This is a genomic window from Ponticaulis profundi, assembly GCF_042659465.1.
In the GTDB taxonomy this organism is placed as follows: domain Bacteria; phylum Pseudomonadota; class Alphaproteobacteria; order Caulobacterales; family Hyphomonadaceae; genus Ponticaulis; species Ponticaulis profundi.
In genome coordinates this window covers 37,154-57,248 of the sequence record NZ_JBHSSW010000017.1, presented here as the reverse complement: position 1 = coordinate 57,248, position 20,095 = coordinate 37,154, and the positions used below count along the sequence as shown (strand labels likewise).

Sequence of the window (20,095 nt, the reverse complement as noted above, 5' to 3'; positions counted from 1 at the left end):
GAAAATGAAAAATATTCTCCTGGCAGCATCTTCGTTTGCTGCACTGACCTTTGCGAGCGCGCCTATCGCGCTTGCCAATCCGGATGAAGCACCTGAAGCCAGCGCGGAAACAGCCGCTGCGGACACGACCAACCATCCGGTTTTGGGCGCATGGGGTATTGAACTCGATGACCGTTATCTTGATGTCACACCGGGTGATGACTTCAACCGCTATGTGAACGGCAAATGGCTCGATACCTTCGAAATTCCGGCGGACAAATCGAATTATGGCATGTTCACCCGCCTTGCAGACGAAGCCGAAGAGCAGGTTCGCGACATTATTGAAGAGGCTGCTGCGAAATCTCCTGCCGCTGACACGCTGGAAGGCAAGATTGCTGCAATCTACAACGCCTATATGGATGTCGATGCGATCAACGCTGCCGGACTGGCACCGGCGCAACCCTATCTGGACCGCATTGCAGCCATGGAAACACGTGAAGATCTCGCCGAGATTTTTGCTGCAACCGGCTTCCGTTCACCAGTGAGCGGCTGGGTCGACGTCGATTCCAAACAGACAGACCAGTACATTTTCTACGTCACACAAGGCGGACTGGGCCTGCCGGATCGTTCTTACTATCTGGAAGATAACGCCAAGAACGAAGAAATCCGCGAAGCGTATAAAAGCTATCTCGCAACGCTGCTGGAAAAAGCTGGCTATGAGAATGCGGAAGAAGCTGCAGAGTCTGTCTATCAGCTTGAATATCAGATCGCAGAAGAACATTGGGACCGCGCGCTCGGTCGCAACCGCAATCTGACCTACAACAAAATGTCGAAGGACGAGCTGATTGCGCTCGGCGGCGACTTCCCGGTTGAAACCCTGCTCGCGGGTCTTGGTCTCGCCGATCAGGAAAACTTCGTCGTGCGTCAGGTCACACCGACCGCAGAAGAAATCGAAGAAAATGGTCTGACAGAAGAACAGCAAGCCCTGCTTGGCGGCGGCATTGCAGGCATTCTGTCAGTGGCGCAGACAGCTGACCTCGATGCGTGGAAAGCTTATCTCACCGCACACTTCCTGTCATCTCACGCAGATGTCCTGCCGTCTGAGATCGATGATGCGCAGTTCGCATTCTACGGCCAGACCCTGCGCGGTCAGCCGGAACAACGTGAGCGCTGGAAACGTGCCGTCTCGACGACGGAAGGCGCTGTCGGTGAAGCGGTCGGCAAAATCTATGTTGAGCAGCACTTCAAGCCGGAAGCCAAAGACGCAATGGAAGATCTCGTTGAGAATCTTCGCAAAGCCATGGCGAAAAATCTGGATGAACTGGAATGGATGGGCGACGACACCAAAGTCGAAGCGCATGACAAGCTGGCCAAGTTCACGCCGAAAATCGGTTATCCTGAAACCTTCGAAACCTATGACAGCCTGTCTGTCGCTGGCGACGATGCGTTCGGAAACGAAATGGCTGTCAGCGAATGGCAGTATGAGGACATGATTTCTCAACTTGGTGAGCCGATCGATACCGACGAGTGGTTCATGTACCCTCAGACGGTGAATGCGTATTACTCACCGAACCGCAACGAAATCGTCTTCCCGGCGGCCATTCTGCAGCCTCCATTCTTTGACCTGTATGCTGACCCAGCCGTGAACTATGGCGCGATTGGCGCCGTCATCGGACACGAAATGGGCCATGGTTTTGACGACCAGGGCGCAAAATCCGATGGTGACGGCACGCTCCGCAACTGGTGGACAGATGCCGACAAGGAAGCCTTTGAGAGCCGCACCAAAACGCTAGTTGCGCAATACAATGGCTTCTGCCCAATCGATAACGACGACGACAAGGTCTGCGTGAATGGTGCGCTCACCCTCGGTGAGAACATTGGTGACCTGGGCGGCCTGTCCATGGCCTACACAGCCTACAAGCTGTCCCTGAACGGCGAGGAAGCGCCAATCATCGACGGTTACACAGGCGACCAGCGTTTCTTCATGGCCTGGGCACAGGTCTGGAAACGCCTCTATCGGGAAGATGCCCTGCGCACGCAGCTGATGACGGACCCGCACTCACCTGCGAACTACCGCATCAATGGTATCGTGCGTAATCTGGACGCATGGTATGACGCGTTCGACGTCTCAGAAGATGATGAGCTTTATCTGCCACCAGAAGAGCGCGTCTCAATCTGGTAGAAGACACTCATAGCCAATTGAAAGGAGGCCAGTCGGCCTCCTTTTTTTATGCCGTCTCAAGAGCGTGAATGCTGCTCAGGCCGACACGATAATTCGGGTAAGCCGGTGCCCAGCCCAGTTCTGACTTGGTGCGGGCATTCGAAACCCGCTTGCACTCGTCGTAAAAGCGCCGCGCCATCGGAGACAGATTGACGGATTCGATTGGCAGATCGGGCGGCACCGGCAAGCCCAACAGCTTCGCCGCATACGCAATGACATCCTGCGGCGGGCCGGGTTCATCATCACAGGGATGGTAGATTCCACCCGTTCGTGGCCGCTCCATGCTCGCCATAAGCGCGCTGACAATATCCTCGACATGCACGCGCGAAAACACCTGTCCGTCCTTGATGATGCGGCGTGCTTTGCCTGTTTTCAGCCGATCAAAGGCCGATCTTCCAGACCCATAAATGCCTGGTAACCGAAAGATCTGAACCGGGCCATCCGTGGAAAGCCATTGCGCTTCGGCGATCGCCCGACGCTTGCCAGGCTCGCTCTGAGGATTGAGCGCACTCCATTCAAAAGCCCAGCCACCATCAAGATCACCATAGACACCTGTGGTCGACAGATAGCCGATCCAGCCTGCCTCTTTGGCGGCATCACCAAACGCTTCAAAGCCCGGACAGCCTGCCTCCCCCGGCGGGGCGGATACCAGCCAGTGCGCACCCTGCGGAAGCGCCGCCAGATCCGGCTTTCGGATATCAACCGGGCGAATGCCTTGCAGGGTCAATTGCGACACCTGTTCGTCGGTTCGCGCGGTCGCATAGATCTGCGTCTTCGGCCCCAATGTCTCTGCCAATTGCTGAGCGCAGTATCCATAGCCGATACAAAACAGGGTGAGTTGCTGTTTCTTCATTTGCTTTTCTCCCTGCAACGCGTCACGAGATACTCAAATCTCTGGAGTGTCATATGGTATCCCTGTTCCCAATCATCTATGGCCTGTTTGCCATTTCTGTGAATGCACAGACGGTCGCCGATGACATCAAGGCTGAAGAACAGGCCCGTTTGAACGCTTGTCTGGAACGCCAGATCGAAGAACCCGAAGAAGCCTATGAAGACGGCCTGGCCTGGCTGAGCGAGGGCAATCGCCCTGCGGCCCGCTATTGTACGGCCACCTCTCTTATCCAGCTTGGGAAGTATGTGGAAGGCGCTGACCGGCTCGAAGCGCTTGCTGGCGCTCCCGATGGCGGCACGCTCGAAGACCGCGCCATCTATCTCGCACAGGCCGGGAATGCATGGCTGCTCGCGGGACTGCCCGAAGAAGCTGTCATTGCCTTCACCGATGCCATGCAGTTTGCTGCGCATGATCCGACCATCTTCATAGATCGGGCACGCGCCTATTTGCTGCAGGAAAAATGGGAAGAAGGCGAAGCCGATCTCGATCAGGCGATCCAGATGCAGCCCGGCGATATCACAGCTTATCTTCTGCGCGGCGAGGCCCGCCTGCGTCAGGATCGCTATGACGATGCCATGGGTGATGTTGAGCAGGCCCGCGCCATCGACAAGACAAACATTGAAGCGCTTGTTTTGCGGGGAGACATCCGTGAAGCCAAACGGCTCGCAAGCGAATAGGTGCTAGCCTGCCCGGCCCTGCCATTCGCGGCGAACACTTTCATCTGTTTCGTCTGGCAGGCGCTGGTCTCGTTCGATGACGAACTGATCCGGCGCAAGTTCGCTCAGCGCCCAGATAGCAGCCCCGCGGATAAGAGGATGCTCGTCTGACAGCAAGCGGACCACATCCGGTACAAACCTCTTTGCACCCGAATTACCAATAGCCGTCAGCACATTTCGCAGGAATTTATGCCGCTTGATCCGCTTGATCGGAGAGCCGGAATAGGCAGTGCGAAATGCCTCGTCGTCCAGCTGTGACAGCATGGAAAGGTCCGGCGCGTCCGTATAGCGCTGCGCTTCAAACTTCAGCTCGTTTGAATGGCTGGCAAATTTGTTCCAGGGGCAAACCGCCAGACAATCATCGCAGCCATAGATGCGATTTCCCATCGCCTTGCGAAATTCGCTCGGGATCGGCCCATCATATTCGATGGTCAGATAGGAGATACATCGCCGCGCATCGAGCTGATAAGGTGCAGGAAAAGCCTTCGTTGGACACACATCAAGGCAGGCACGGCAAGAGCCGCAATGATCAGCTTCCGCTCCGTCTTCTTCAAGCGCGGCGCTCGTTAGCACCACGCCAAGAAACATCCACGACCCGAACTCACGGCTGACGAGATTGGTATGCTTGCCCTGCCAGCCAAGTCCCGCCTGCTCGGCGAGCGGCTTTTCCATCAAAGGCGCCGTATCAACAAAGACTTTGACCTGCTCCCCCGTCTCTTCTGCGAAACTGCGCGCCAGTCGCTTCAGGCGTTTCTTGATCACGTCGTGATAGTCACGGCCCTTGGCGTAAACGGAGATTCCGGCCTGCTCTGGCTTGTCGAGCACGGCTAACGGGTCTGTGTCCGGTCCGTAATTCAGGCCCAGCATGATTGCAGACCTCGCACCATCCCACATGGCATTTGGATGCAGACGTCGCTCCAGCGTCTCTTCCATCCAGCCCATGTCGCCATGATAGCCAGCCGAGACGAACTGTTTCAGGCGCTCTGACGCCAGCCATTCGGGACGGATCGTCGTAATCCGGCAAACATCAAACCCAATCTCAAGGGCGACGGTTTTGACGTGATCAGAAGTCCAGGTCGGCATAGTGGCGAACAGGTTGCGTCCCGGTCAGCCGGTCGGCAAGAAGGCCGCGGAAACACGGGCGGGATTTGATACGGGAATACCAGCTGCGAAGTTCTGGCACGCTGTCCCATGGAACATCACCGAAATAATCGAGCGATGACAACTGCGCGGCGGCCGCGAAGTCAGCAATGCTCATCTGTCGACCGGCAAGGAAGGAACGCTGCTCACACAAACCATTGAGCAAAGTCAGCATGCCGCGCAGCGCATGGGCGCCGGTCCGCAGCGCGCCACTATCCGGTGAGCTGGCGCGCTGGACAGCCTGCGCGATACGCTCGGCAAGAATGGAGCCATTGATATCGGAATCAAAGCGGTTCTCGACACGTCGCCAGATCCGGCGGGCCTCTGCCCGATCCGCCGGGAGAGGCGGTAAAAGCTTCACATCCGTATAGGTCTCTTCGAGAAACTCAATAATGGCGTGGGTCTGATTGGCGATGACACGGCCATGCATACCCTGATCAAGCAGAACAGGGCCCAGCGAATCCCCCATCAGCCGCTTCACCTCTTCAGCCGGCTTCCAGGGTGGGGAAACAACCAGATCCACATCCAGCTGTTTTTCTGCAAGAACAAGACGCACGAGACGCCCGGCCGGGTCGAGTGGCCAGTGAAAGAGCTTTCGCATTTTGTGACTTCTAACGTGTTACCATCACCGCTGAAACCACCTTATCAGCCAGAAATGTATATTTGGTTAGTCACAGGTTAACAGCTCGCATTGAGATGACTTTGGGCCAGTCTCAAATCCTCAACAAAGCGGGCGACTTCCCTTTGCTGCGCCTGTCTGTCCTGTAAACGCAGAAGAAATGACGGATGCACAGTGACCAGAACCCGTGTGCCATCTCCTGTGGATAGAATCTCACCCCGCACATCTGCAATGCGAACCGAACGTCCCAGAACGCTGCGCGCGGCACTCGCCCCGAGCGCGATGATGAGATCGGGCTGAACCAGACGACGCTCCTCATTCAGCCACCAGCGGCAATGATCAATTTCACTGACCCGGGGCGACTGATGAATGCGCCGCTTGCCACGCAGTTCGAACTTGAAGTGCTTGACCGCATTGGTGACATAGGCTTCGTCCCGCGCAATGTCTGCAGCAGAGAGACACTCATCCAGCAATTGGCCTGCCGGTCCGACAAAAGGCGCGCCCGCAATATCTTCCTGATCACCTGGCTGCTCGCCGACAATCATCAACCGCGCATCAGCGCGCCCCTCGCCAAACACGGTCTGACTTGCATCCTGATACAGGGGACATTTTTCACATCCAGCAGCGAGCTGGGACAAGTCTTTCAGCGTGCGAGCGCCCTCTTCATCCTGGGAAATGGCGACTGATTTTCGCGCATCCAGTCTGGCTGCGAGCGGATGCTCCTCCGTCACGCTGTTTGCCACCATTTCGCGGCTGCGCTTTTCAGCGCTTTGAAGCAGCTCAGGGATCAGCGCGGCTTCCGGAAGATTCTTCCAGTACTTTTTCGGCATTTCAGACGTCATGGCCGAAATCTTCACGCGGGATGGGTTGAAGATGGAGCGGAAATACGTCTTCCAGCCGTCTTCAAGACAGTCTTCTGAGGGCACATCGTCTTTCGAGCCACCAGGGCCGAATGTCAGCGCTTCCCCATCCCAGTGGGCGCTCGCCTCAGGCGTGACAATCACCCAATTCATATTGGCAAACCGGCGCTGAAAAAACGGTGTTGCGAGTTCCACAATCCGATAGTTCGGTTCAAACCAGGCGGCAAAGCACTCACGCCCATCAGGCGTTTCCCCTGCCTTGCGAAAGCGCACAAAGGCATGCATTTTGTGAATGTCGCGCCGGATATTCTTCTCACAGGCATTCAGCCACGCCACATCATCATCCATGACATTGTCCAGCAGATGCTTTTTCGTCTGCAATCGCCAGAGCAAACGATACAAACGATGAAAGCGGCTGCGATCGACATGACAGCTCACGCGTCGCCCCAGTTCAAGGAACGCCTTTGGTACCCGAACCGTAGGGAACGGCATCAGTCTCGGCAAAAGGCGATCATCCGACATATCCCTATCGAACAGGCTTTTGCCCTCGCTCGGCGTGCGCCATTCCACATAATGCGGTTCAACCCCTTTCAGGCAAAGGGCCCGGGCATGTTCACGCCAGCCCTCAAAGTCTGTTTCAGAAGCCAGATAGATCAGGGTCATGCGAAAAGACTGAGCTGCTCGGGTGGAGGCGCAAAGCGGGCTTTCAGATTCTCGGTGTCTGTGAGCCTGCCGGGTGAATAGTCGCGCGTCACCACGAAGGGCCGCACTTTGGAGAGAGACACCCGCATACGCTGCAAATCCCCAAGGCTGAGCCAGGCGTGACGCCGGGCCGTCAGAATACGGGCGACGGTTTTGGGCCCAAGCCCTGGCACGCGCAGAAGCTGTTCACGGCTCGCCCGGTTGATATCCACCGGGAACCAGGCGCGATGCTTCAAAGCCCAGGCAAGTTTTGGGTCAACCGAAAGGTCCAGCATGCCGTCCTGCGTGGCCGAGACGACATCTTCGGTCTGATAGCCATAAAACCGCACCATCCAGTCGGCCTGATACAGTCGGTGCTCACGAACGAGCGGTGGCGCGAGAGGCGGCAGATCACCCGACGCATCGGGAATGGGACTAAAGGCCGAATAGTACACTCGGCGCAGGCCATAACCTGCATAAAGCTTGTTCGCGGTCTGCATGATGTCGCTGTCGCGCGCCGCATCTGCGCCAACGATCATCTGTGTGGACTGACCAGCCGGTGCGAACCGGGGCGATTTCGCCTTTCTGATCAGTGAGGATTTGCGGGCATCAGCCAGATCATCAATGCCGTGTCGGACATTGGCCATGGCTTTGCGTATCGTCTGGCCTGACTTCTCGGGCGCCAGATTTCGAAGACCGGTTTCCGTCGGCAATTCGATATTGATAGACAACCGGTCTGCATGCACACCTGCCTGCCGGATTAGTTCAGGGTCCGCCTCAGGAATGGTCTTCAGATGGATATAGCCACGAAAATCATGCTCCTCTCGCAGGATACGCGCGACCTCGACGATTTGCTCCATCGTGTAATCGGGCGAGCGGATAATCCCGGAGGAAAGAAACAGCCCTTCAATGTAATTGCGCTTGTAGAAATCGAGCGTCAGCCGGGCCAGCTCATCCGGCTTGAACCGGGCTCTCTCAACGTTTGAAGAGACACGGTTCACGCAATACTTGCAGTCGAAGACACAAAAATTGGTCAGCAGGACTTTCAGGAGCGAAATACAACGTCCGTCGGGTGCATAGGCATGGCAAATCCCCATACCTTCGCTCGAACCAACTCCGCGCCCGGAAACCGAGTTTCGACGCGTGCTGCCAGATGACGCGCAGGAGGCATCATACTTGGCCGCATCGGCCAGAATGGCGAGTTTGTCGAAGGTCGTTTTTGTGCGTGGTGTTCCGTCTCTCATGAGGAGAACATTATAAGAACATTTTAGCAATTCAAGCTGATTTCACACCTGCGATCTTCTGCGCATTGTCGCGGCCCAGGCACCCGCGTTAGAAGGCGATTTCACCCCGGCATTCGGACCATCTGATTTTCATGAGCACTGCTTCCACTTCGACCAAACCACAATCTGCCATCGTTATCGGCGCTGGCGTCGTTGGCACCGCAACGGCCTATTCATTGGCAAGACGCGGCATGCAGGTGACGATCATCGATGCGCGCGATAAGGCAGCTCATGGCACATCATACGCAAATGGCGGGCAGCTGAGCTATCTCTACACCGGCTCCCTCGCGAACCACCGTATTCGCAGTGAATTGCCGGAACTCGCTCTCGGCATGAATCCAGCCTTCCGCATTCGCATCAGTCCGGACCCGGATTTCATCGCCTGGCTGCTATCTTTTCTGCGAAACTGCACCCGCGCGCGCTATCAGCGCAACAGTCGGGCAAGCCTTGAAATCGCGCTGGAGTCCCAGGCTGCGATGCTTAGCTTTCTGCAGAAGCACGCTCTGGATTTTGACTATCAGGTCAAAGGCAAGATCCAGCTCCTCTACACAAAGAAGGCCATCAACGCGATCGAGGAGAACTTTTCGCTGAAAGGTCTGACCGACGCAGACCAGTCGCTGATGGACCTGCCCGCGCTTGAAAAGCTCGAGCCTGCAATCAAGCGCGCTGGCGAAAAACCAATGGCAGGCCTGTTCACGCCAAGCGAGGCCGTTGGCGACGCGCGGAAATTCGCCATGGGCATGCTGGACCTGCTCACCACCGAATATGATGTCACCACGCATATGGGGCATCGGGTATCTGACGTCGATTTAAACGCGTCTAAGCCAACGGTAACATTGGAGACAGGTCTCAAACTCGAAACAGATCTCGTTGTTCTCTGCACCGGGCCTGACAAAGCCCTGATGCGGAAACTTGGCCTGAAGCTGCCGATTTTCTCCATGAAAGGGTATTCGATAACCGCCCCGCGTGGCGCTGCCGCCCCTGATATCAGTATTACGGACTCAAAACGTCGGCTGGTCTTCACTCCGCTCGGTGACAAGATCCGGATTGGCGGAATGGCGGACCTTGGCTGGACCAACTGGGATGTAGATCCCAAGCGTCTCGAGGTTCTGATGAGCAATGCCCAGCATTCATTCCCGGAAGCTGCGGACTATTCTCAGGCACACGATCAATGGGCGGGCCTACGCCCAATGACACCCGATTCCGTGCCACGTCTCGGACGCCCTCACCCATCGCTGATCTACAATCTCGGCCACGGCATGCTTGGCTGGACCATGGCCATGGGATGCGGTGAGCGTGTCGCCAGACTGATTGATCCAAATCCTGAAAGTTTCTGAAAAGTAAAAGGCTTCATGGTAAAGCGCAGATAAACAAATCGGGTTTGCTTTCCTGAAAATCTGCACAGCTTTGATCTTTCTTTAAATCATCTCTTCTACACAGATTGAAAATATCAATTGGGTGGTGACTGCGAAATCTTCAGACGCGGTCAAAAGGAGTGGTTGATGTCGCTGGCATCCTTGAAACTGAAAAACGATCAAACCTTCGATATGACCCAGACGGTCACACGCCTGAAAGACGTGGCAGCAGAGACAGGCCGTAGCCCACTTTCTCTGCTCAGCGAATGGTGGAAGATTTCAAAGCAGCCCGGCAAACTTTCTATCTTCGAATACCTTCAGTACGAGCTCTACAAGACCGACCTCGAAGCATCAGGAAAGCAGACCTTCATTTCAGAGCGCCTGCACTGGCCCGTCACCGACAAGGTTTCCGACCTCCACTGGCGCGCAACCACGGAAGACAAATGGCTCTCTTACAAGATCCTGTCTTCGCTTGGTGCAGCTGTACCGACCACGCTGGCCGTCGCAGACACAAGCCTTCGTCGCTTTGGTGACTCACAGAAACTCGCCACGCTGGATGAGCTTGTCAGCTTTCTCGAAAATCAGACCGAGTTCCCGATCTTCGCAAAACCGAATGGCGAACTTGGCAGCTATGGCGCGCTGTTGATTGAAGGCTATGACAATGGCGAGTTGATCGTGAATGGCGGTGACCGCATAGACCTTGCTGAACTCTATGCAGAGAAGATCTCCAAAACGATTTATCTCTTCCAACGCCGCGTGACCTGTCACCCGGACATTCAGAAACTCACCAGCCATGTGGCAACCATGCGCACGGTGAACCTCGTCAAAGATGACGTGATTTCAACGCCTTACATCCTGTTCAAAATCCCTGTCGGAAACAACGTCGCTGACAATTTCTGGCGATCCGGCAACCTTCTGGCCCTGATCGACAAAGAGACCGGCAAGATTGCTCGCGTCGTGTCTCGCGAAGGATTTGAGACGGTTCAACACGAGAACCATCCTGTCACCGGCGAGCCACTGATCGGTTTTCAGCTCCCATTCTTCAAGGAAGCACTCGAGCTGAACGACATGTGCGCGCATAACTTCACCCCGGTCCGCTATCAGTCGCTCGATATCGCATTGACGGCCGAAGGCCCGCTCGTGATTGAAATCAATGCTGGGTCATCGTTTGTCCTGCCGCAAACGGCAACGGGCAAAGGCATGCTGGACGATGAACTGAAAGACTTTTTCGACACCTACAGCGCCGCCTGATCCGTTTCAGACATGCCATAAAAAAGCCCCTCAGATATCTGAGGGGCTTTTTTGATCAGTGTTCTGTCGACGTGATGACCTCTTTGAGAGGTATGTCATATTTCCGACCACAAAACTGGCAGTCAGCCTCGAAATAGTCCTTGCCCGTTTCCTGCGCCAAATCGATCAGCTCATCATCCGGCATATTTTTGAGGGTTGTCAGCAAGCGCTCTTCAGAACAGGTGCATTCATCTCTAATCTGCGTTGGCGCTTCCATCCGAACCCCGTTCTCATGGAACAGTCGGAACAGAACGCGACCCATGGAAATATCGGGATCAAGCAACTCTTCATCCGTGACACTTTCGAACAGAATGGAGGCGGTGTTCCAGTCCTCTTCGGTATCACCGCGATTCTCGTCACCCGCGATCCGTTGGATCAGAGAGCCGCCCGCCTGCCAGGCCGGCGCTTCGCCAGCCTTCTGGATCTGACCGACGGCCAGACGCACGCGTGTCGGAACCTGCTCTGAATTCATGAAGTAGTGTTCGGCGCACTGAGCCAGCGTTGTGCCATCAAGCGGCACAATGCCCTGATAGGGCTGCACATACTCATTGTCCTGAATGACGGTAATGGCGAGCGCACCATTGCCGAACACCTGACGCGGGTGCGGCAGATCACCTTTGTTGACGCGATCCAGACGTGCCCACTTTTCGGCGTCGATATTCATCATGCCGCGCAGCGCACCGCTGGTGTGATATTCCGCAACCATCAGGCTGACCGGGCCTTCACCCTGCGCCTGCACGGCGACACGGCCATCCACTTTCAAGGCCGCCCCAACCAGAACCGCAAGCGTCAGCGCTTCTCCCAGAAAGCGGGCTGCTTCCTGAGGATAGTCGTGCCGGGCCAGAATGGCGCCGATCACATCTGCATCCAGACGCGTAATACGGCCGCGGACGGCCTGTTTATCGAGTTGAAAGCTGGCGACACGATTGCCGTCAGCGCCTAAATCATCGGCAAGGCCTGTCAGGTTGCCAGACACCATTTCAAAATTGCTTTCTGCGCATGGAGACGGTTTTCCGCCTCGTCAAAAACGAGCGATTGCGGCCCATCAATGACACTAGCCGTCACTTCTTCGCCGCGGTGAGCAGGCAGGCAGTGCAGGAATACCGCGCTACCATTCGCCTTGCCCATCAGATTGTCATCCACCATGAAGGGTGCAAGGTCTGCGAGGCGTTTTTCTGCATCTGTATCGCCCATGGAAACGAACGTATCCGCGACGACGACATCTGCCCCGGCGACCGCGTCCGCTGCATCGGTATAAAGCTCGATCCGGCCTTGCGATTCCCGCGCCTGTTCCACTCGGTCGATTGGCGCCTCATAACCATCAGGTGTCCCGATCGCCATGGAGAAGCCGAACTTCGGCGCCGCATCGATAAAGCTCGCACAGACATTGTTGCCATCACCGACCCAGGCGATACGTGCGCCCTTCAGGTCAAGGCCCTGCTCTTCGAGCGTCTGCAGGTCTGCCATGATCTGACAAGGATGCGATTTGTCCGTCAGACCATTAATCACCGGAACAGTCGCCGTTGCCGCAAGCGCTTCCACATCGCTATGGCTGTTGGCCCGGATCATGATGGCATCCACATAACGCGACAGCACGTGAGCCGTATCTTCGACGGTTTCACCGCGTCCGAGCTGCATGTCACCCGCCGTCATGACCATGGTCGTGCCACCGAGCTGGCGCATTCCCATATCGAAGCTTGTGCGCGTTCGTGTCGAGCTCTTCTCGAAGATCATGGCCAGGACGTGATCAGCGAGGGGCGCCCCCGCATCGACCTTTCCTTTCGGCCAGCCCTTACGAGCGGCCTTTGTCGCCTTCGCATCGTCAAGGATCGCCCGGAGTTCGCTTGCCGGGATATCGCAAAGGTCTAGGAAATGCTTCACGCGGTATCCTCCGGTGAGGTGTCTGCCAGGCAGGCATCCAGAATGTTGATGGCTTCGCGAATGTCTTCGTCCGTCGCGATCAGAGGCGGAGCAAGACGCAACACATTGTCGCCTGCGACACCGCACAGCAGTTTGTGATCACGTGCTTTGACCTGCAGCGCCTTGTTCGGTGTTTTCAGCTTGATGCCTGTCAGAAGGCCTTTGCCGCGTACATCTTCCACCAGTTCCGGATAGCGATCCTTCAGGCTGGCAAGCCCTTGCTTCAGTGTACCGGCAACCTGTTGCACCTGCTCCAGGAAACCGTCTTCACACAATGTATCGAAAACCACATTGCCAACGGCCATGGCCAGCGGGTTACCGCCATAGGTCGAACCGTGCGAGCCAGGCTTCATGCCTTTGCCAGCTTCTTCCGTGACGAGGCAGGCACCCAGCGGGAAACCACCGCCAACACCTTTGGCAACGGCCATGATATCAGGGTCGGCCTTGCCGTCTGCCCATTGGTGAGCAAACAGTTTGCCGGTACGGCCTGCTCCGCACTGCACTTCATCATAGATGAGCAGCGTGCCGGTTTCATCACAAAGCTTGCGAAGCTCAATCAGCTCTTCAACAGGCACTTCGCGAACGCCGCCCTCACCCTGAACAGGCTCGATCAGAACAGCGCATGTGTCTTTGGTGATGGCGTTGCGAACAGCTTCCATGTTGCCAAATTCCAGTTGGCGGAAACCCGCCATCGGTTCGCCAAAACCTTCCAGATAGGCCGGATTGCCACCAGCGTTGATCGCACCAAACGAGCGCCCGTGGAATGCACCGGTAAAGGTAATGAATTCCTGACGATGCGGCTCGCCATTCACATAGTGATACTTGCGTGCCGTTTTCAGCGCACACTCGATCGCTTCAGTGCCCGAGTTGGTGAAAAAGACCTGATCTGCAAAGGTTTTCGCGCAATATTTTTCCGCGAGCTGTTCGCCAGCAGGCACACGGAACATGTTGGATGTGTGCCAGAGCTTGTGCGCCTGATCATTCAGCGCCTCAATCATCCTGGGGTGCGCATGGCCGAGCGCATTGACCGCAATGCCCGAGATAAAGTCGAGATAGGCATCACCTTCGGTAGTGAAGAGGCGCATGCCTTCGCCTCGCTCAAAGACTTCCGTCGGCGGGGCGTAAACGGGAAGCATGGCTTCACGCATGGCAGTTCTCTCTTTGCTGTCGAAGGGCTGTTTGCCCGGTTAAAGAAAGCCGAGCCATTACCTTAATTAAGGGGCTTTGGTCAACGAATTCGCCATTCTGAGACAGATATCGAAATACAACTGCTGACATCTTGCGACTTGGCAAAAACATTTCTCAAAGTTAAACAGACGTTGAGGGACATTTTTTCAACGCCAAGCTGGGAGATTCTTATGGGATTTGGCGAAGCCGTACGGCTCTATTTCAAAAATTACGTAAAGTTTGACGGGCGCTCGCGCCGCGCCGAATATTGGTGGCCAGTACTTTTCCTGATGCTGATAAGCGTAGCAGGAAACATACTCGCAGGCATCTTTGCTGCCGCTTTGGGCGATGTCGGCGTTATGATTGCTGGTCTGGTTTCGTTGCTGCTGATGCTTTTTTCACTCGCAACAATCATTCCATCGATTGCAGTGGGCATTCGTCGCCTGCACGATCTTGATAAAAGCGGATGGTGGCTGCTTATTGGCCTCATCCCATTCATCGGCGCAATCGTCCTGATCATTTTCTTTGTTCAGGAAGGCACCAAAGGCCCGAACAAGTTCGGTTCTGATCCAAAAGGTGGCGCGCAAGTCGACACCTTCTAAGCGATTTTGTTGTGTAGCGGGGAGCCACCTTCCCGCTACGTGACGACTTGCCAGCCTCCCCATGCGCGTCCACAAAAGGGCAAGCAGATAACCGGGGAGATACCTATGAGCGAACGGATTACCGTCGATATCAAGGATGGCATTGCAGACGTCAAACTCGTCCGCACAGACAAAATGAACGCGCTCGATGACGCCATGTTTGAGGCGCTTGTCTCGACCGCCGAGAAACTCAATTCTGAAAAATCTGTCCGATGCGTCGTCCTGTCTGGTGAAGGCCGCGCCTTCTGCGCAGGGCTCGACATGGGCAATTTCGCCAAAATGGCGTCTGCTGGCAGTGACAAGTCCGAAAAATCGTCCGCCACGAGCTCTGAAAGTCTGGCCACGCGCACATATGGCATCGCCAATCGCGCCCAACAGGCCGCCTGGGGCTGGCGTCAGCTTCGCGTGCCGGTCATCAATGCGGCCCATGGCGTGGCGTTTGGCGGTGGCTTTCAGGTCTTTCTGGGCTCCGATATCCGGATCGCACACCCGGAAACCAAGCTCTGCATCATGGAAGTGAAATGGGGCCTTATCCCTGACATGGCCCTCACGCCTATCGTTCGAAATCTGGTTCGCGAAGATATCCTGCGTGAGCTCACCTATACCGGCCGGATCTTCACCGCAGTTGAGGGCAAGGAATACGGCTTCGTCACGCACCTCTCCGAGACACCGTACGACGACGCCATGGCGCTGGCGAAAACCATCGCAAGCCAGAGCCCGGATTCCGTTCAGGCCGCCAAGCGCCTTTATAATCAGCTCCCGGATGCGACCGAAGCAGAAACCCTGCTTGCCGAGTCGACGATCCAGCTCGAAATCATGGGCAAGCCAAACCAGATCGAAGCGGCAATGGCGGGCCTCGAAAAGCGCCCGGCAAACTTCAAGGACTGAGGGTGCCCGAAGCACACGAACAGACACAAAAAAGGCGGGCCCTGGCCCGCCTTGCTTATATCTAGGCTTTGAGCTTCCAGCCAGACCGGAAACATGCCCAGACAATGGCGCACGTCACAACAGACAGACCACCCGTCACGGCGACGCCCACGCCAATGTCCGAATTAGCAACACCCAGAAAGCCATAACGGAAGCCATCAATCAGATAGAAGAACGGGTCCCAGTGCGCCAGTGTCTGGAACGGCTCAGCCAGAACCTTCACATCGTAAAACGTACCAGACAGGAAAGTCAGAGGCACGATCACGAAATTGGTCACAGCTGCCAGGTGATCGAACTTCTCGGCCCAGATGCCGCCAATCGCGCCAATTGCCCCCAGGATGATGCTCGCAGTCAGAGAGAACCAGATGATCGCCCAGATATGCGTGAGGTTTAGATCAGCCAGTCCGATCAGTTGAATGGCGATGCCGGTGATCAGTCCGACAAACACGCCGCGCGTTGCGGCACCGGCAACAAACCCCAGCGTAAGCTCCAAAGGTGAGAGCGGCGGCATCAGAAAGTCGACCGTGGACCCCTGAACTTTTGCGATGGTCAGCGAAGACGACGTATTCTGGAAAGCGTTCTGCAGAACGGTCATGATCACAAGACCGGGCGCCAGGAAGTCCTGATAGGCAACGCCTGCGAAATCGCCTGTCAACTCGCCGCGATTGCCGAACGCCAGTCGAAACACCGTCATCAGCAGCAAGGTCGAGACGGCTGGTGCCAGCAAGGTCTGCATCCCGACCTTGATGAAGCGACCTACTTCTCGCTTGTATAATGTCCAAAGACCCAGAGTGTTGAGCCCCGGAAACCGGCGCGGCTCCCGATAGCTGTTTTGCGACGTCGCTTCTGTCAAATCAGTCATGACCTGCATTTAGTAGCATCTGAGCGGACACTCAAACCCGAATTAACTGGTCAAGTCGGAATTCGCGCAAAAAGACCAGTCCTCCACAAACAGTTTTCCACATCCAATTGGTTAATTTGACCTACTAGATGTGGATTACTCCACTTCTCCACAGATCAGTATATTGTGTCCCGGGCTTGCATGAGTACGATATATGGGTGAAAGGATCGTTAACGCGGCCTTACATTAACTAAATATAGATTAATACGCTGGGATTATCAGGAGGTGGATATGAGCTGGACTGAAGAACGCGTCGAGGCGCTGAAGAAGCTCTGGACCGAGGGCCATAGTGCCAGTCAAATTGCCAACCAGCTTGGCGGTGTCACCCGTAACGCCGTCATCGGCAAAGTACACCGTCTTGGGCTGTCTGGCCGCGCAACGCCCTCTCGTCCGGTCAAGCGCCCACCGCGTCTTGCACGTCCGAAGCCAACACCGCAACGAGTCGAGCAGCCGGTCAAAGCAAAAGTGGAACCGGAAGCTGTGGAAGAGACAGCCGCCACACCGGCTCTGCCAACGGTCGCGCCGCGCGGCGACGAGGTTCTGGCACCGGCAACGCTTTCAAATGGCGAGCACGCCAACGTGCTGAACCTGCGTGAAAGCATGTGCAAATGGCCAATCGGCGACCCGATGGACAAGGACTTTGCTTTCTGCGGTCGCGCAGCGGCTGACGGACCATACTGTAAGGAACACGCAAAGGTCGCGTTCCAGCCGAAGAAGTCCCGCGTGCGCAAAGAGAACACGGTCTCAAACTTCCGCCGCGCTGCAGGCTAACGGCATCGCCGATCGAAACAAAAAAAGCCCGCATGGTCCTGCCATGCGGGCTTTTCTTTAACTTGGCATATCTGAACAGGCTTACTTGTTTTCGTTCGCCGTCTTTTCGATCGCACCGCCAGCCGATTCAATATCGCGGCCCATACCTTCAATCGTGTTGCACGCTTTTACCGTGTGAAGATCATCCACGCGCTGACTCAGCATTATCGACCGAGCGAGTCTGAGTGCGGCGCGTACATGCCATCACGACGTCAATGAAGGGGTGATACAACCAAGCGCTCTTGCGATTAGATTATTAGAAGGTTGACTTACCATCAACTTTGCCGCGAAACTCCATCCGGGTTTTGGGGGAAGTCATGTTTAAGCAAATCACTGTCGCTATTTCAGTTCTGTCGTTGAGTGCTTGTGTGCCGACGAGCGGTTTACAAGCGCTGGACCCTAAGAGTGCTGATGGAAAGTCAGATCCAAATACTTTTGCAAAGTACTACTCAGGAAGCGGCGACACTTCGGATTTTAACGATCTAATACTGGCCATTCGTAAAGACGAAATTTACGCTTCAAGTGCTGGCAATGAAATGGATATAGCTGAACAAGCATTTGGATTGGCCACGGTCGGTGCAGCCATATTCGGTGGTTATACCTCCACATTTACGGGCGCCAAAGACATACCCGAGGCAGCTTTTTTTGCTGCATCCTTGTTGGGTATTCGAGGATACGTGAACGCGGACGAAAACAAAGAAGCCGCCAGGAGGGCGGGAAGACGCCTCAACTGCTTGGTTCGAGAGTCGCGGCCTTTTTCTGATCCAAGTTTCGACGGCTTCGATGGCTTAGCCGAAAAGACGTCGTACAACGACATTTACGATCATATCGACCTCAACAAAAACCAAAAGCACCAAGGGTTTGTCGGCGCTGTTGGAAGCTTCGACGAGCATTCAGCACTGCTGTCAAAAATACACACTAACGAGAAGCGTGCATATCGCGACAGATTTGTCATTGTGATCGACGTGTATCGCTCCATTGTGCGCTCGTGGGAAGCCGAGTCTGGAGCGCAATATCAAGCATATGACACTCTACTGGCCTCCATAACCGAAGCAACGAAAAAGGAGGTTGAGCAGGAGCAAGAGCTAGAAAATCTCGGCGATGCAGCAGCGGGTTTAACTGGTTCAGAGAAGGCAATTCTTGACGATACTTTGGAAAACGCGGACCGATACACTAAGGCAAAGTCAGCTGTGCTTAAGTGCGCTTTGGCCGACTGATGCATTCGCATAAGCGAGAGGATAATTCGGCATTGAGCCTGAATCTTCTCGCAAAACGAGTCATCAAGTGACGTGCCATTGAAGTTTCTTATTCTTCGCCTAACGGGTACTTTGCCGCCACCAATTATTTTAATTTGGAGCCTCATTGGCGACTTAGAATTGAAAAAAATCGTCGGCTTTGTGGTTGGATACCTTGCCTATCTGGTAATGTTTCTGTTGGTACATCGGCATTATCGATGCAACGCTTGTAAGCTGCCGATATATCGTAGGTTTGATGAATACGGGGGCGGTATTGGTTCCTTCTGCGATCGATGCGGAGCCTCGCTCAAGGATGTGACTTACGACTCCTATAAAAACGACGAACAACATAAGTCTCAGGAAGCTTGACGATACTAGGGAACCGCTTTTCGGGATTTATTCCTTGTCGGGACAACGACTTCAAAGTCCTGCCATGCGTGGGGCTTTTTGCGTCTCTGGCCCCAAGTTTCCACTTGGCGAACGTGCTGAACCTGCGTGAGAGCATGTGTAAATGGCCAATCGGTGACCCGATGGACAAGGACTTTGCTTTCTGCGGTCGCGCAGCGGCTGACGGACCATACTGTAAGGAACACGCAAAGGTCGCGTTCCAGCCGAAGAAGTCCCGCGTGCGCAAAGAGAACACGGTCTCAAACTTCCGCCGCGCTGCAGGCTAACGGCATCGCCGCTCGGAACAAAAAATCCCGCATGGTCCTGCCATGCGGGATTTTCTTTAACTTGGCATATCTGAAAAGGCTTACTTGTTCTCGTTCGCCGTCTTTTCGATCGCACCGCCAGCCGATTCAATATCGCGGCCCATACCTTCAATCGTGTTGCACGCCGAAACCGTCAAAGCGACCAGGCTGATACCAACAATCTTCATCCAGTTTTTCATTTCGGGTCCTTTTCCCAAATCACGATGCTGTAGTTTGCTGCGAAATTTTCATTCAGACAATTGGCTAATCGCACTTTTGAAACGTATAGCAGGCTGACATTCCAGGCCGCCGCCACGACTAGTTGAGCTTTTTCTGATCCACAGGCTTTTCCGGCGCGAAAGGCCCCGGCAATGGCAGAGCCGGCACACCTTCATCGACCAGTGTTTTGGCCTCTTCCAGGCTCGTCTGTCCCCAGACCGGGCGAGACTCGGTCTCGCCATAATACATGGCGCGCGCAGTATCCGCGAAATTCTCGCCCACATACTCATGTGTGCTGGACACATGTTCGCGGACGGCTTTTGCCATCTGCGCCACGCGAGCGCGGTTTTCTTTCGAGATTTCCTGCTTCTTCGTACCCGAAACAGCCGGCGCCATAATCCGCTTGCTGACGCTACTCGCTCCACACTGCGGACAGGTCAGCTCACCGGCTTCTTTTTGCGCGTCAAAGGCATCGGAGCTGGAAAACCAGCCCTCGAAATGCGTTTCACACGTATCACAGGCGAGTGCGTACTTTACCATGGCAAAA

At 55.3% G+C, this 20,095-nt stretch carries 21 protein-coding genes; 9 read left to right on the top strand and 12 right to left on the bottom strand.

The window, feature by feature from the left end; genetic code table 11:
• Nucleotides 1-4 precede the first annotated feature (4 nt).
• Nucleotides 5-2,161, top strand: coding sequence for a M13 family metallopeptidase (locus tag ACFQDM_RS12700; protein ID WP_377379602.1), 2,157 nt, complete (start codon nucleotides 5-7; stop codon nucleotides 2,159-2,161).
• A 46-nt stretch (nucleotides 2,162-2,207) separates the two neighbouring features.
• On the opposite strand, the gene ACFQDM_RS12695 is transcribed toward ACFQDM_RS12700, so the two are convergent.
• Nucleotides 2,208-3,053 (bottom strand): SDR family oxidoreductase, encoded by an 846-nt coding sequence (locus ACFQDM_RS12695; protein WP_377379600.1) that lies wholly within the window; start codon nucleotides 3,051-3,053, stop codon nucleotides 2,208-2,210.
• 53 nt (nucleotides 3,054-3,106) lie between these two features.
• On the opposite strand from ACFQDM_RS12695, the gene ACFQDM_RS12690 reads away from it, so the two are divergent.
• On the top strand, nucleotides 3,107-3,769 hold the full coding sequence (locus ACFQDM_RS12690; protein ID WP_377379598.1) for a hypothetical protein: 663 nt from the start codon (nucleotides 3,107-3,109) through the stop codon (nucleotides 3,767-3,769).
• A 3-nt stretch (nucleotides 3,770-3,772) separates the two neighbouring features.
• Here the strand turns inward: ACFQDM_RS12690 and queG are convergent, their stop codons facing one another.
• From queG to ACFQDM_RS12670, 4 genes are all read right to left on the bottom strand, one after another.
• Nucleotides 3,773-4,891, bottom strand: a complete 1,119-nt coding sequence (gene queG / locus ACFQDM_RS12685) for a tRNA epoxyqueuosine(34) reductase QueG (RefSeq protein WP_377379596.1) — start codon at nucleotides 4,889-4,891, stop codon at nucleotides 3,773-3,775.
• Nucleotides 4,872-5,549, bottom strand: a complete 678-nt coding sequence (locus tag ACFQDM_RS12680) for a glutathione S-transferase family protein (protein WP_377379594.1) — start codon at nucleotides 5,547-5,549, stop codon at nucleotides 4,872-4,874. The genes queG and ACFQDM_RS12680 overlap by 20 nt, the downstream gene beginning before the upstream one ends.
• Nucleotides 5,550-5,626: 77 nt before the next feature.
• Nucleotides 5,627-7,090, bottom strand: coding sequence for a UdgX family uracil-DNA binding protein (locus ACFQDM_RS12675; protein ID WP_377379592.1), 1,464 nt, complete (start codon nucleotides 7,088-7,090; stop codon nucleotides 5,627-5,629).
• Nucleotides 7,087-8,352: a putative DNA modification/repair radical SAM protein gene (locus tag ACFQDM_RS12670; protein WP_377379590.1), complete on the bottom strand. Its 1,266-nt coding sequence runs from the start codon at nucleotides 8,350-8,352 to the stop codon at nucleotides 7,087-7,089. Before ACFQDM_RS12670 ends, ACFQDM_RS12675 begins: the two co-directional genes overlap by 4 nt.
• A gap of 131 nt (nucleotides 8,353-8,483) precedes the next feature.
• Between ACFQDM_RS12670 and ACFQDM_RS12665 the strand changes: the two genes are divergently transcribed.
• Both ACFQDM_RS12665 and ACFQDM_RS12660 read left to right on the top strand, forming a co-directional pair.
• Nucleotides 8,484-9,728, top strand: coding sequence for an FAD-dependent oxidoreductase (locus tag ACFQDM_RS12665; RefSeq protein WP_377379589.1), 1,245 nt, complete (start codon nucleotides 8,484-8,486; stop codon nucleotides 9,726-9,728).
• Between the two features lie 165 nt (nucleotides 9,729-9,893).
• Nucleotides 9,894-10,997 (top strand): sugar-transfer associated ATP-grasp domain-containing protein, encoded by a 1,104-nt coding sequence (locus ACFQDM_RS12660; RefSeq protein WP_377379587.1) that lies wholly within the window; start codon nucleotides 9,894-9,896, stop codon nucleotides 10,995-10,997.
• A gap of 55 nt (nucleotides 10,998-11,052) precedes the next feature.
• Here ACFQDM_RS12660 and hslO read toward each other — a convergent pair whose 3' ends face one another.
• Genes hslO through ACFQDM_RS12645 form a run of 3 tightly spaced genes read right to left on the bottom strand, consistent with a single transcriptional unit; the run spans nucleotide 11,053 to nucleotide 14,104 of the window.
• The gene (gene hslO, locus ACFQDM_RS12655; RefSeq protein WP_377379585.1) at nucleotides 11,053-12,015 is read right to left on the bottom strand and encodes an Hsp33 family molecular chaperone HslO; all 963 of its coding nucleotides are present in this window, start codon (nucleotides 12,013-12,015) and stop codon (nucleotides 11,053-11,055) included.
• Entirely contained in the window at nucleotides 11,997-12,917 is a 921-nt protein-coding gene (argF, locus tag ACFQDM_RS12650) for an ornithine carbamoyltransferase (RefSeq protein ID WP_377379584.1), read from the bottom strand. The genes hslO and argF overlap by 19 nt, the downstream gene beginning before the upstream one ends.
• Entirely contained in the window at nucleotides 12,914-14,104 is a 1,191-nt protein-coding gene (locus ACFQDM_RS12645) for an aspartate aminotransferase family protein (protein ID WP_377379582.1), read from the bottom strand. Before ACFQDM_RS12645 ends, argF begins: the two co-directional genes overlap by 4 nt.
• Nucleotides 14,105-14,314: 210 nt before the next feature.
• Between ACFQDM_RS12645 and ACFQDM_RS12640 the strand changes: the two genes are divergently transcribed.
• Entirely contained in the window at nucleotides 14,315-14,725 is a 411-nt protein-coding gene (locus ACFQDM_RS12640; RefSeq protein WP_377379580.1) for a DUF805 domain-containing protein, read from the top strand.
• A gap of 105 nt (nucleotides 14,726-14,830) precedes the next feature.
• The gene (locus tag ACFQDM_RS12635) at nucleotides 14,831-15,652 is read left to right on the top strand and encodes a crotonase/enoyl-CoA hydratase family protein (RefSeq protein ID WP_377379578.1); all 822 of its coding nucleotides are present in this window, start codon (nucleotides 14,831-14,833) and stop codon (nucleotides 15,650-15,652) included.
• A gap of 61 nt (nucleotides 15,653-15,713) precedes the next feature.
• Here ACFQDM_RS12635 and ACFQDM_RS12630 read toward each other — a convergent pair whose 3' ends face one another.
• Nucleotides 15,714-16,553 (bottom strand): ABC transporter permease, encoded by an 840-nt coding sequence (locus ACFQDM_RS12630; RefSeq protein WP_377379576.1) that lies wholly within the window; start codon nucleotides 16,551-16,553, stop codon nucleotides 15,714-15,716.
• Between the two features lie 270 nt (nucleotides 16,554-16,823).
• Here ACFQDM_RS12630 and ACFQDM_RS12625 point away from each other — a divergent pair, with 270 nt between their 5' ends.
• Nucleotides 16,824-17,363, top strand: coding sequence for a GcrA family cell cycle regulator (locus ACFQDM_RS12625; protein WP_377379574.1), 540 nt, complete (start codon nucleotides 16,824-16,826; stop codon nucleotides 17,361-17,363).
• 81 nt (nucleotides 17,364-17,444) lie between these two features.
• Here the strand turns inward: ACFQDM_RS12625 and ACFQDM_RS12620 are convergent, their stop codons facing one another.
• Nucleotides 17,445-17,567, bottom strand: coding sequence for an entericidin A/B family lipoprotein (locus tag ACFQDM_RS12620; protein ID WP_377379572.1), 123 nt, complete (start codon nucleotides 17,565-17,567; stop codon nucleotides 17,445-17,447).
• A 152-nt stretch (nucleotides 17,568-17,719) separates the two neighbouring features.
• Between ACFQDM_RS12620 and ACFQDM_RS12615 the strand changes: the two genes are divergently transcribed.
• A complete protein-coding gene (locus ACFQDM_RS12615) occupies nucleotides 17,720-18,619 on the top strand; it encodes a hypothetical protein (RefSeq protein ID WP_377379570.1) in 900 nt (299 codons plus the stop codon).
• A 500-nt stretch (nucleotides 18,620-19,119) separates the two neighbouring features.
• Nucleotides 19,120-19,311: a GcrA family cell cycle regulator gene (locus tag ACFQDM_RS12610; protein ID WP_377379814.1), complete on the top strand. Its 192-nt coding sequence runs from the start codon at nucleotides 19,120-19,122 to the stop codon at nucleotides 19,309-19,311.
• An 80-nt stretch (nucleotides 19,312-19,391) separates the two neighbouring features.
• Here the strand turns inward: ACFQDM_RS12610 and ACFQDM_RS12605 are convergent, their stop codons facing one another.
• Nucleotides 19,392-19,517, bottom strand: coding sequence for an entericidin A/B family lipoprotein (locus ACFQDM_RS12605; RefSeq protein WP_377379812.1), 126 nt, complete (start codon nucleotides 19,515-19,517; stop codon nucleotides 19,392-19,394).
• 130 nt (nucleotides 19,518-19,647) lie between these two features.
• Nucleotides 19,648-20,088 carry a DUF1178 family protein gene (locus ACFQDM_RS12600; protein WP_377379568.1) on the bottom strand — a complete coding sequence of 147 codons (441 nt, stop codon included), beginning with the start codon at nucleotides 20,086-20,088 and terminating at the stop codon, nucleotides 19,648-19,650.
• Nucleotides 20,089-20,095 lie beyond the last annotated feature (7 nt).